General features: G+C 38.3%; 11 protein-coding genes. All 11 read left to right on the top strand.

Annotated elements, in window-relative coordinates; translation table 11 throughout:
* Window positions 1-3: 3 nt before the first annotated feature.
* Window positions 4-942 (top strand): GDP-mannose 4,6-dehydratase, encoded by a 939-nt coding sequence (locus AK95_RS09555; RefSeq protein ID WP_071219746.1) that lies wholly within the window; start codon window positions 4-6, stop codon window positions 940-942.
* Window positions 943-1,084: 142 nt separating this feature from the next.
* A complete protein-coding gene (locus AK95_RS09550; protein ID WP_071219745.1) occupies window positions 1,085-1,861 on the top strand; it encodes an ABC transporter permease in 777 nt (258 codons plus the stop codon).
* Between the two features lie 12 nt (window positions 1,862-1,873).
* Window positions 1,874-3,148 (top strand): ABC transporter ATP-binding protein, encoded by a 1,275-nt coding sequence (locus AK95_RS09545; RefSeq protein WP_071219823.1) that lies wholly within the window; start codon window positions 1,874-1,876, stop codon window positions 3,146-3,148.
* Entirely contained in the window at window positions 3,145-4,722 is a 1,578-nt protein-coding gene (locus tag AK95_RS09540; RefSeq protein ID WP_071219744.1) for a class I SAM-dependent methyltransferase, read from the top strand. The genes AK95_RS09545 and AK95_RS09540 overlap by 4 nt, the downstream gene beginning before the upstream one ends.
* A gap of 16 nt (window positions 4,723-4,738) precedes the next feature.
* Window positions 4,739-5,935 (top strand): glycosyltransferase family 4 protein, encoded by a 1,197-nt coding sequence (locus AK95_RS09535; RefSeq protein WP_071219743.1) that lies wholly within the window; start codon window positions 4,739-4,741, stop codon window positions 5,933-5,935.
* A gap of 14 nt (window positions 5,936-5,949) precedes the next feature.
* Window positions 5,950-8,331, top strand: a complete 2,382-nt coding sequence (locus tag AK95_RS09530) for a glycosyltransferase family 4 protein (RefSeq protein WP_071219742.1) — start codon at window positions 5,950-5,952, stop codon at window positions 8,329-8,331.
* Window positions 8,332-8,376: 45 nt separating this feature from the next.
* Window positions 8,377-9,120: a sugar phosphate nucleotidyltransferase gene (locus AK95_RS09525; protein WP_071219741.1), complete on the top strand. Its 744-nt coding sequence runs from the start codon at window positions 8,377-8,379 to the stop codon at window positions 9,118-9,120.
* 18 nt (window positions 9,121-9,138) lie between these two features.
* Window positions 9,139-9,687, top strand: coding sequence for a dTDP-4-dehydrorhamnose 3,5-epimerase (gene rfbC / locus AK95_RS09520; protein ID WP_071219740.1), 549 nt, complete (start codon window positions 9,139-9,141; stop codon window positions 9,685-9,687).
* Window positions 9,688-9,699: 12 nt separating this feature from the next.
* A complete protein-coding gene (gene rfbB / locus AK95_RS09515) occupies window positions 9,700-10,722 on the top strand; it encodes a dTDP-glucose 4,6-dehydratase (protein ID WP_071219739.1) in 1,023 nt (340 codons plus the stop codon).
* A complete protein-coding gene (rfbD, locus tag AK95_RS09510) occupies window positions 10,719-11,603 on the top strand; it encodes a dTDP-4-dehydrorhamnose reductase (protein ID WP_071219738.1) in 885 nt (294 codons plus the stop codon). Before rfbB ends, rfbD begins: the two co-directional genes overlap by 4 nt.
* Window positions 11,604-11,731: 128 nt before the next feature.
* A complete protein-coding gene (locus tag AK95_RS09505; RefSeq protein ID WP_071219737.1) occupies window positions 11,732-12,661 on the top strand; it encodes a glycosyltransferase family 2 protein in 930 nt (309 codons plus the stop codon).
* The last annotated feature ends 65 nt before the right edge of the window (window positions 12,662-12,726 follow it).

Below are 12,726 nucleotides of genomic sequence, written 5' to 3'. Positions count from 1 at the left end.
GCTATGAAAGCCTTAATTACAGGCGTTAACGGTTTTGTAGGTAGGCATTTGGAAGAGTACCTAGTCTCCCAGCAGATTGAAGTTTGGGGGACTAGTCGAAGTGTCAATCACGAGAAAAATCATATAAACAGGGTTCAGCTTGATTTCAATCAAGAAGAAGCCATTGTTCAATTGCTGAATACTATAAAACCAGATCTAATCTTCCATCTAGCAGCTCAAAGTTCGGTGGCGAAGTCCTGGACACAAGTGTCCAGGACTCTGGATGCTAACGTTACTAAGACTGCTTTGTTTTATGATGCCATCAAACAATCTGATATTTCCGATACAGTTAAAATTCTTTCTGTAGGATCTTCAGAGGAATATGGAATTGTGTCTAAGGAGAACATCCCAATTTCGGAAACAGCCCCTCTTAATCCTACAAATCCATATGGAATATCGAAGGTTACTCAGCATATGCTGGCTAAACTTTATTCATCACTTGGTCTACATATCGTCCATGTAAGACCATTTAATCATATTGGACCAGGGCAGAAACAAGGTTTTGTTACATCTGATTTTGCTAGACAAATAGCTCTAATCGAGAGTCAGAAGTTACCGCCTGTTATTACAGTTGGAAATTTAGAGGCTCAAAGGGATTTTACAGATGTCCGGGATATAGTTCGAGCGTATGCAGAAGTGATTCAAAAGGGCAGGGCAGGAGAAGTATACAATATATGTTCAGGCAAATCTCATCCAATAAGATACATTTTAGATTATTTGCTAACCCTGAGCACTAACAAATCAATTGATGTACAGCAAGATATCAATAAAATGAGACCATCTGAATTCCCAATTTATATAGGTGATTCAACAAAAATTAATAATTTGATTGGGTGGGACACCGAATACCTAATTGAAGAATCACTAGTCGACATTTTAACTTACTGGAGAAGTATTCTTTAAAACTCTGGTGAATTATTGAAGTGAAGTTATCGGAAAGTATGTCTGCTGTTTTAGTAAATATAAATCTCCTCATAAATAAGCTAACACTTCCAAAGGACGTGTTGGGAAGTTTAAAAGGATACGATTAAGGTGGAAGTTAGCCATGTTTAAAGATTGGGTTGATATATACAAATATCGGGAATTCCTTAAAAATTCGGTCTCGAAAGATCTTCGGACTCGATATAGAGGATCTGTGTTTGGTTTCTTATGGACGTTTCTTAATCCATTATTAATGTTAGTTGTTTATTCTGTTTTATTTTCAATAGTTGTGAGGATGCAGGTTGATAACTATCCACTATTTTTATTTAGCACTTTGCTTTCGTGGAACTTTTTTGCTAATTCAATTTTGGGTGGTTCTTCTATTGTAGTTGGATCAGGTAATTTGATAAAAAAGATATATTTCCCTCATGAAATTCTCCCCATATCTGTGGTTATGGCGGGACTTGTCAATTATTTATATGGCCTTGTAATTTTGATTCCTGCCTTGTGTATATATGGATACTATCCGAATGTACATTATGTTTATTTACCATTGATTTTGTTAATACAAGTAATTTTAACCTTAGCGATTACGTTTTTAGTTTCAGCTTTAACCGTGTTTTTCAGAGATTTGGAGCATATGTTAGCTATCATAGTTAATGCATTATTTTATTTATCAGGGGTACTATTCCCATTGAGTCAAGTACCGGAAGAAGCAAGGTGGCTCTTTTATAATAATCCTATTGCCTTACTTATGGCTTCTTACAGGGATGTTTTTTACTATGGGCGAACGCCTGATTTACAATCTCTATTATTTATAGGTTTATTTTCTATTCTTTTATTATTTATTTCGCAACGTGTATTTACGAAACTTAAATTTAGATTTATTGAGGAAATATAAAGGGTGGAGGATATGTCAGAATTCGCGATCAAGGTCACAAATGTATCAAAAAAATTCAAAATATTTGAAGATAAGCCCGCGACTTTAAAGGATCGAATTATATATCGGAGTAAAGGGGTTTATCAAGAAAAGTGGGTCTTGAGGGACATTTCCTTTGAGGTTCCAAAAGGTAAGATGATCGGATTAATTGGCCGAAATGGTTCAGGTAAAAGTACGATGCTGAAAATTCTGACTCGAATCTTGCGTCCTGATATAGGCGGTATTGAGATAGTAGGCCGTGTATCGAGTTTACTTGAATTAGGTGCAGGGTTTCATATGGACTTCACTGGACGCGAAAATATTTATATGAACGCGTCTATTTTTGGGTTAACAAGAAAAGAAATAGATAGCCGGATTGATGAGATAATACGGTTTGCTGAACTGGGCCAATTTATAGAAAATCCTGTTAGGACCTATTCTTCAGGAATGTATATGCGACTCGCATTTTCAATTGCTGTGCATGTTGATCCAGATATTTTATTGATTGATGAAATTTTGGCAGTAGGGGATAATGCATTTCAGAAGAAGTGCATAAGTAAAATTGAAAATTTCAAAAATAAAGGTAAAACTATTGTATTTGTTTCTCACGATAATGGTGTGATGGAACGGCTGTGTGATGAATTATATTGGATACACGAATCTCGTGTGGTGGAGCATGGTGATCCGAGAAAAATAATTAGAAATTATATGGACTTTTTAAATGAGAGCGAGGAAATGCGTTTAACCAGGGAATCTGAGGAGCCACAGACAGAAAAAAATACAAATGATGCCTTAGAGAAAGTAAATGAACTCTCAGCAAAAAACGATAATGTTGAGAGGTGGGGAAATAAAAAGCTAGAAATAAATATGGTAACCATGCTTGATGAAACTAAGACAGAAAAGCATTTCTTTGAAAAAGGAAAGGAAGCAACAATTCGTATAAAGTATTCAGTCCATTCAGAGATAGATAAATCTGTTTTTGGGATTGGGATTTTTAAAATGGATGGATATTGTTGCTATGGTACTAACACTTTTATTGATGATCAAAAGGTAGTTCTATCCGAAGAAGGTATTATGGAAGTTAGAATTAGCAATCTTAACTTAGTTGCAGGGGAGTATTATCTTGACGTTGCCTGTCATCATGAAGATGGGACTCCCTATGATTATATTACGAAGGCCCTTACGTTTAATGTGAAATCTTATGAAGAAGAGGTTGGGGTAGCGTATTTACCGCATCAATGGATACACAAAGGAGGTAAGTTTGAATGAATGGAAGGTTTACGACAACTGAACAATTAATGGACTTTCTAAAGACGCAGATTATTCAATATTCAAACGGCGAAGAAATTTCTAATGATAATTACAAAAGGTCTTCTTCAACCCCCACTGAGATAGATCTCTCCAGATTTAAAGAGGAGGCAGAAAAAAATAATTGGTTATGGAATGTAAGTGCCGACCAACCTATTACGTCACATAGAAAAGTAATTGGAAAATTCCTGATTTTCGGGAAGAAATTTGTCAGGAAATTTCTAAGATGGTACGTATCAAATACTTTTAAAACACAAAGCGAATTTAATGCTTCGGTCACCCGTTCTTTAAACGAATTAATGAATGTTTTAATTGTCACAAAAACAAAAATCGAAGAAGTAACATCAAGACAAACCAACATATTAGATAGAATAGATTTGGTGGAAGGGGAGATATTAAGGCAAAGAACACTTTTAAATAACACAGAAATATATAATTTTGAAAATGATGTCGATTATCAACTGAAAAAGGATAGAGAGACATTATCTTTTATCAAACAAGAAATAAATAATCTACACGAAGAATTCAATTCTTTTACTGTATCAAACAGTAATCAACTGAACAAAGATAACGAGATATTATCTAAAATTCAACAGGAAATAAATAACCTATACGAAGAATTCAACTTGTTAACTGTATCAAATAATGAACATAAGAATACTGTGAATGAGTTTATCTTTCCAAAACTCGATGAGCTTAATGGAAGGATGCTTTATAACGAACAACAGTTTAGAGCGGATATAAACTTTTTGAATTATAGAATAAGAAAATTAAAAAATCAAAAAGGTTCAAGTATTGCCGGTTCACCTAAATTACCCGAAGCAAATGAGGGGGAAAGTTATGAAGTGGATAATGTAAGCCCTTTTGATTATCTGCTCTTCGAAAATAGGTATAGAGGATCAATGGAGGATATAAGAAATAGACAACTTAAATATATACCGTATTTTAAAAACAAAGAAAATGTTATAGATATAGGTTGTGGTAGAGGTGAATTTTTAGAGCTTCTTCTTAATCACAATATTAAAGCAAAAGGAATTGACTTGACAGATGAAATGGTAGAATATTGCCAGGACATTGGTCTACCTGTTATTAAAAAAGATGCCATAACTTATCTAAAAGAACAAGACGATAACTCTGTCGGTGGTATTTTTCTTGGGCAGGTAATTGAGCATGTTCCTTTTGAAGATATAGTAAAGTTGGTTGAAGTTGCACATAGAAAACTAGCTACAAACGGTTACTTGATAATGGAAACTCCGAACCCTCAAACGTTAGCCATTTTTACAAGGTCTTTTTATATGGATCCTACTCATGTTAAACCGGTTCACCCATTAACTATTCAATTTCTAACTGAGTCTATAGGTTTCAGAGAGACAACAATTCTATATTCTGGCCGTGTAGAGAAAGAAAATGCGTTACCGCATATTCAAGTTTCGAATGATTCTATATCTAATGTTGATGAATTTAATCGTTCTATAGATCGAATGAATGATTTGCTGTACGGAGATCAAGATTATGCTATTATAGCTCGGAAGTAGAAGGAATGAGACTATTATGAAAATAGGAATAGTTAAGCCGGATTATAAAATTACAGGTGGCTTTGAAGTAGTAGTGAATCATATTAAGGATGAACTCGAAAGACAGGGACATTCGGTAGACATTATATATTTGGATGCTACAAAGAATGAACTGAGTTCTATTCCTTATTCCGTAACTACCCAAGAATATGAAAAGAATCCAGAATTTTTTAAATACATTAATTATTTTTGGGAATATATGAAGATGGATTTGTCGAAATATGATGCGGTTATTAGCACGCAGCCTCCCTCTTTTGCGATACAGCATCCTCGTCACTATGCATTGTTTTACCATCATAGCAAGGTTCACTATGATCTTTCTGAGCTAATACAGGAGACGGGCCTTCAGAGGCCTTTCCATAAAAAGGCGCAGGAAATATTAAGGGAAATTGACTCCTTGTCCTTATCTAAAGTAACAACTATTTTAGCTGGTAGTAGAACTATAAAGGACCGCATTTTCAGATACAATAATTTGTCTAATAATGTGGATTTATTTTATGCAGGAATTGATAATGAAATTTACAATTATAAAGGACATACTCAGTATGATTCCCCAATAGTGGTGGGTAGACATGAGTTTCCGAAGCGTCCGGAGTTATTTGTTAATGCCATGAAAAAGCTACCATCGTATCAAGGTCGAATTATTGGAGAAGGCGGACGTACTGATGATTTGAAAAAAATAGATCAACTTCTTTCCTATGCAGCTATTAAAAATATTATTATTGAAGATGACGTTATATGGAAAAAGATGTCTAACGGTTTCTTTTCAGATGAACACTTGAACCTGCTTTCGCAGTCTTACAAAGGTAAACTTAAGTCCAATATTATATTTACGGGTCGAGTGTCCAGAAAAGATTTATTTAAGGAATATGCTAATGCCTTATGTGTGGTCTGTCCAGCTTATGAAGAAGATTACGGTTTGACAGCAATAGAGGCAATGTGTTTTAAAAAGCCAGTAATTGCTTGTGTTGACGGTGGTGGCTACGCTGAGTTGATTGAGGATGGGGTAAATGGTTATTTGGTTGAGCCTAACTCTGAGGCCCTCGCTGAGGCAATTTTTAAATTAATCTCAAATCCAGATCTAGCAAAAAAAATGGGTGAAAACGCCTATGAAACAAGTAGATTTTATTCTTGGGAGAACGCTATGAATAAAATTTCTAAAGTCATTACTTAGCGGGAGGTGTACATATGAACATAGCTATAGTTTCTCCGAGTCCTAAACCATTTGCAGTGGGCGGAATAGAAAAATTAATGTTAGGTCTATATTATAATATCGACAAAATAACTAATCATAAAGTGGAACTTTTTAAAATCCCTACAGAAGAGAACAGTTTTTGGTCTCTTATTAATAGCTATAGAACATTTTATAATTTAAACCTAGATCACTTTGACATGGTAATTACATTTAAATATCCTGCTTGGATGGTAAGACATCATAATCAAGTTGTTTATATGGCACACCATCTTAGAGGCCTTTTTGATACTTATCATTTTATGAATTTGCCTGCAAAAATGAATAAAACAAAGTTTGATCTTATTAATGAAATAATAGACTATACAAATAATGCTCAAAATTTAGGAAATGATCTGGACGGTTTCTTTGTCCGCTTAGATAAACTGTTTGATCAACAACACATGTTCCCAGACTCTCTATTTTCATTTCCTGGTCCCTTTATCAAATTAATTATCCATTTTCTTGATGAGTGGGCATTACATCCTTCTAGAATAAAGAGATATACTTCTATATCTGAAACTGTAAAAGCAAGAAAAGATTATTTTCCTAGAAATGTAGACATAGATGTTATTTATCCTCCATCCTCGTTGGAAGGATTAGAGCCTGGTTCGTATGACTATTTTTTAGTTGTGGGTAGATTAGATGGGGCCAAAAGAGTTGATTTAATAATAAATGCAATGAAACTGGTGGACAATCCTGAAGCCAAACTGATAATAGCCGGGACAGGACCAGAAGAAAGGAAACTTAAAAATCTATCCCAAGATGATAAGCGAATAACCTTTTTGGGATATATCAATAATGAGAAATTAGTTTCCTTGTATAAAGACGCATTAGGAGTAGTCTATATACCTTACGATGAGGATTACGGCTTGGCAACAATTGAGGCGATGTATTGTAAAAAACCGGTAATAACTTGTAAGGACTCTGGAGGAACAACTGAATTCGTACAGCATCAATTAACTGGTTTAATTGCGGATGCTAGCCCTGAAAGTTTGTCTAAACAATTGAACTTCTTAATAAATAATAAGCATCTTTCAATGGAAATGGGAGAACGAGCTTTTCAATTAGTTCGTGAAATATCCTGGACAAATACAATCGACAAGTTATTAGGTACCCAAGACGTTAATAATGAACCCAATAATGCTGTTAAAAGGAAGAAAATGGCTGTTCTTTCAACTTACCCTGTATTCCCTAAACAACATGGAGGTCAATTAAGAATCTATAACCTGTATTACAATCTTAGAAGAGATTTTGATATAACAATCGTGAGTTTAAATGACAAGGGCCAGCACTATAAGCTTGAGAGAGATGGATTCTCAGAGATAAGTATACCCAAAAGCCAAAAACATCAGGATAAAGAATGGGAAATTGAACGAGAGGTTGGGATACCTATTACTGATATAGCGATGCAAAAGTTATCCCAGTTTACGCCAGAGTACCATCATGTGGCCAAGGAAGTATTAGACAAAAGTGATATTCTCGTAGCTTCCCATCCATATTTACTCCACTTAATGGACCCATTTTTAGGTGAAAAGGTGGTAATTTATGATGCTCATAACGTTGAGTATCAATTGAAGAAATCAATGCTACCAAAAGGAAAAATGACTAACGAGCTTCTTGAGGATTTGTATCAACTGGAGAAAAAAGCAGTTATGCAAAGTAATTGTGTTTTTGCTTGTTCTAACGAAGATATTAATACTTTTACAGAACTATACAATGGAGTTGATAGGAATAAATTTATACTGGCACCCAATGGAGTTGATCTATCCATCAATCAATACCTAACGGTAGCAGAGAGAAAGGGTAGAAAAGAACAATTAGGGTTAATCAACGAGAAAATAGTTGTATTTATTGGGAGTTGGCACAAGCCTAATTTGGAAGCTGTTGAACAAATTCTTAAGTTTGCCCCTAACCTTCCAGACTGCCATTTTGTTATTATGGGAGGGCAATGTGAAGCATTTAAAGGGACAGTTCCTCCTGAAAATGTTGCTTTTGCCGGTATAGTCAGTGAAGAGATGAAGGGCTTGATTTACTCTGTTGCAGATGTGGCCATTAATCCTATGATTAATGGTTCTGGAACGAATTTAAAGATAGCTGAATATATGGCTAATGGAATACCTGTAATATCTACTGAAGTAGGCTCGAGAGGGTATGACTTCAGGAAAGAACATCTTATAATAACAGACTTGCCAGACTTCCCGCAGTCTATTAACAAATTGATGAACGATGAACAGCTAAAAGATGGCTATTCGCAAGAAGCATATGATTATATAGATAACCATTTTTCTTGGAAAAAGATTGCATGGAGATTAAAAAAAATAGTAACAGGAATGTAAATGCGGTGATTCATACTAAGTTTAGTACCACAAAGAGGAGTTAATATGAAAGCCATAATCCTAGCCGGCGGAACAGGTTCACGCCTCTATCCCTTAACCAAAGTCACCAATAAACACCTGCTGCCAGTCGGAGCATATCCGATGATCTTCTACCCTGTACATAAACTCCGTCAAGCGGGTCTTACAGATATACTCATTGTTACAGGGAAGGACCATATGGGGGATGTCGTAAACCTATTGGGTAGTGGTAGCGAAATGGGGGTCTCCTTCACATATAAAGTGCAGGATGAAGCAGGGGGCATTGCTCAAGCATTGAACCTTGCAGAGCAGTTTGCAGGTGGTGAACTAATCGCTGTCATCCTCGGCGATAACGTTTTTGAGGATGACATCTCTGCTTATGTCGCTAACTTCCAAAGCCAACAATCTGGCGCCAAAATCCTAATCAAGGAAGTTCTTGATCCTAACCGTTTTGGTGTTCCGGAAATCCAAGGCAGCCAAATCATTTCCATTGAAGAAAAACCGGAACAGCCTAAGTCCAATTATGCTGTCACGGGAATATATATGTATGATCATACGGTTTTTGATATTATTAAGACATTGAAACCGTCAGCTCGTGGCGAATTGGAAATCACGGACGTCAACAATGCATATATTAAACGAGGAGAGCTTACCTTTGATACGCTTCAAGGCTGGTGGACGGATGCGGGAACGCATGCGTCGCTCGCTCGGGCCAATGAGTTGGCTAGAGATATTCGATTCGGTGATGATTTCGGAAAACTTAAACTGTAGTTAGGGAGGAATTGAACGATGAACGTAACTCCTTTAAAACTCACAGACGCTTTTGTACTTGAACCGGTGGTCCACGGCGATCACCGGGGTTTTTTTATGGAGAGTTACAACGATTCGCAATTTAAACAACATGGCATTACCTATAACTTCATCCAAGACAACCAATCTTTATCCGCTGAAGCTGGGGTGCTGCGGGGACTTCATTATCAGCTCAACCCTAAGGCTCAAACCAAACTCATACGTGTCTTAATAGGTGCAATATACGATGTCATCGTAGATATCAGAAAAAGCTCCCCTACTTTTGGTCAGTGGATTGGCGTCATTTTGAGCGAGCATAACCATCGCCAGCTGCTTGTGCCTAAAGGGTTTGCTCATGGTTTTTGTACACTGGTGCCCAATACCCGGGTTCTCTATAAAGTGGACGAATATTATTCCCCCGAGAATGACCGTGGCATATTATGGAATGATCCGGCTTTGGGGATCGATTGGCCAACGTCGAATCCGATTCTATCGGACAAAGACCAGCGGCACCCGCTGCTGAAAGACGCAGAGATGAATTTTGACTAGGGGGCAGTGAGGATGAAACTTCTTGTTACCGGCGGTGCCGGTTTTATAGGCAGTAACTTTATTTTATATATGATTCAGCAGCATCCGAATTACCAGATCATCAACATGGATGCACTTACGTATGCGGGCAACCTTGAAAACTTAAAATCCGTTCAACACCACCCAAATTACTCGTTTCTCCAAGCAGATATTGCTGATAAAACAACAGTAGATGTAGTTTTCCAACAGGGCATCGACGTTGTAGTTAATTTCGCGGCAGAGTCACACGTGGATCGCAGCATTCTAGAACCGGAGATTTTCGTGAACACTAATGTGCTTGGTACACAGGTTCTTCTGGATGCAGCCAAGAAATATGGCGTGACCAAATTTGTTCAAGTATCCACGGATGAAGTATATGGGTCCTTGGGCGAAACCGGTTTGTTTTCTGAAACGACGCCACTTGCACCGAATAGCCCGTATTCTGCCAGCAAAGCAGGAGGGGATATGCTCGTAAGAGCTTATCATGAGACCTTTGGTCTCTCGGTTAACATTACCCGTTGTTCGAATAATTACGGTCCCTACCAATTCCCTGAGAAGCTGATCCCTCTGATTATTTCTCGTGCCCTAAATGATGAATCCCTGCCGGTCTACGGCGATGGTCTCAATATTCGCGATTGGCTGTATGTCGAGGATCATTGCAGTGCGATCGATCTGGTTATTCACCAGGGAAAAATAGGTGAGGTTTATAATATCGGGGGCAACAACGAGCGGACCAATCTGCATATTGTGCAAACAATCCTGAGGGAGCTTGGCAAACCGGAGTCACTGATCACTTACGTGACAGACCGTCCAGGCCATGACCGACGTTATGGCATTGATCCTACAAAAATCATGAATGAGCTGGGCTGGAAGCCAAAGCATAACTTCGAGACAGGTATTAAAGAAACGATTCAATGGTACTTGAATCATAAGGAATGGTGGACGCGTATCCAGTCTGGTGCTTACCGGGAATACATGACCCAGCAGTACGGCAAGCGGTTGGGTGAAGTTAAATGAAGGTACTCGTAACCGGGGCAAACGGTCAGTTGGGGAAGGATGTAACACATTCACTAACTGAAGCTGGACATGAGGTAGTCGGCTGCGGGAGAGCAGAGCTGGATATTACCAATATGGAGCAATGCGGACAGGTTATTTCCGCCCATAATCCGGATATTATCATTCATTGTGCGGCTTATACGGCAGTGGATGCAGCCGAAAGCGATACAGATGGTGTGTATCTTGTGAATGCAATAGGTACGAGAAATATCGCAGTATCCGCCGAAAAAATCGGTGCCACCGTAGTTTATATCAGCACGGATTATGTTTTTAATGGTACTAGTGAGACAGCTTATGTTGAGTACGACGACACCAACCCACAAACGATTTATGGCCGCTCCAAGCTCGCAGGCGAGCAAATGATTCGGGACTTCTGTTCCAAGTGGTTTATTGTAAGAACATCTTGGGTTTTCGGGCTTCACGGCAACAACTTTGTAAAAACGATGCTTCGTCTAGGACAAGAAAAACCGCTGTTAAAAGTGGTTAACGACCAAAAAGGTTCGCCGACATACACGGTAGATCTGGCGCAGTTCTTGATAAACTTAATTTCCACTGAAAAATACGGTGTATATCATGCATCCAACAGTGGGTCTTGTACTTGGTATGAGTTTACCGAGGCTATTCTTGAAGAGGCCCGTGAACAATTGGGACTAGAGATAACGGCTGAGCTGAAACCTTGCACGACGGCAGAGTTTCCACGACCCGCTCCGCGTCCAGCCAATTCAACGATGGATCATCTGGCTATCCGCCTAAACCAACTACAAGATTTGCCTCATTGGCGTGAGGGGCTGAAGCAGTTTACGGTGGATATGAAGCAGCACCCTGAACTATACTTAAAATGAATACAGCGATGAAAGAGGCCTGATCTGTATGGATCAGGTTTATTTATTAGCCAATCTCTTAATTCACTCATAGATCTAATGAATGGCAGCAGTATGAAGCCAATGTGTTTTTCCGGAGGTTCCTCATTATGAATAAAGTGCAAGTATTGCTATCCGCCTATAACGGCGAACAGTATATATTCGAACAAATCCAGAGCATTCTCAATCAGACTTACCCTTTCATCTCGATCTTGATACGTGACGATGGATCCACGGATCAAACCGTTGAAGTTCTTGAAGAACTGATGAATATCCATCCACACAAGATAAAGCTCATAAAAGGACCGAATGTTGGCGTTGTGTCCAGCTTCTTTGAACTGCTGAGATCTGCAGATCCTGAAGCCGACTACTACTGTTTTTGTGACCAGGATGATGTGTGGCTTGATCATAAGGTAGAGGATGCCATAGCGCGCTTGAATGCTTCCATACATAGAGAGGTTCCGGCGATGGTTTTTACTTCGACCTATCTTACGGATGCCGAGTTAAACCGGAAAGGTACTTGGCCGAAGCCTCCAGCTCAGGAGCCTTCTTTCTTCAATGCGTTATATGAGAATATCGCCATTGGCGCGACGATCACGATGAATCAATCAGCAAGAAACCTTTTTATGAATAGTAAATCGGTGGACAGTCAAAAGGTTCTTATGCATGATTGGTGGTTCTACTTGCTCGTATCCGCATTTGGAACCGTAATCTACGATAACATGCCGACCATGTTATATCGTCAGCACAGTAACAATGTGGTTGGAGGCAGCAACTCCATCGTGGGTAAGCTGAAGAGTAAGTGGGCCAGTTTTAAGAGACATACAGGTAAAGACTTGCTACATAAACAAGCGAGAGAGTTTAATCGAATCTATGGATCACGTTTGACTGGCATACAGAAAGAGCAGCTGGATTTATTTCTTGCATCTCGCACAAGTTTCCTAGACAGGTTACATTATGCGCGTAGGAGCAAATTATACAGACAGTCCAAAGCAGAGAGTTTATTGTTCAAATTCTTTATTTTGATCGGGTTTATATGAGGTTGAGGAGGTTATAGCAACTTATTCCTTGATATTCCTTCTTTCCCCACGAACTATGCTATAAT

The sequence above is a fragment of the Paenibacillus sp. LC231 genome (genome assembly GCF_001860525.1).
In the GTDB taxonomy this organism is placed as follows: Bacteria; Bacillota; Bacilli; order Paenibacillales; family Paenibacillaceae; genus Paenibacillus_AQ.
The sequence above is the reverse complement of the archived record's forward strand: the minus strand, read 5'-3'. Positions and strand labels throughout refer to the sequence as shown.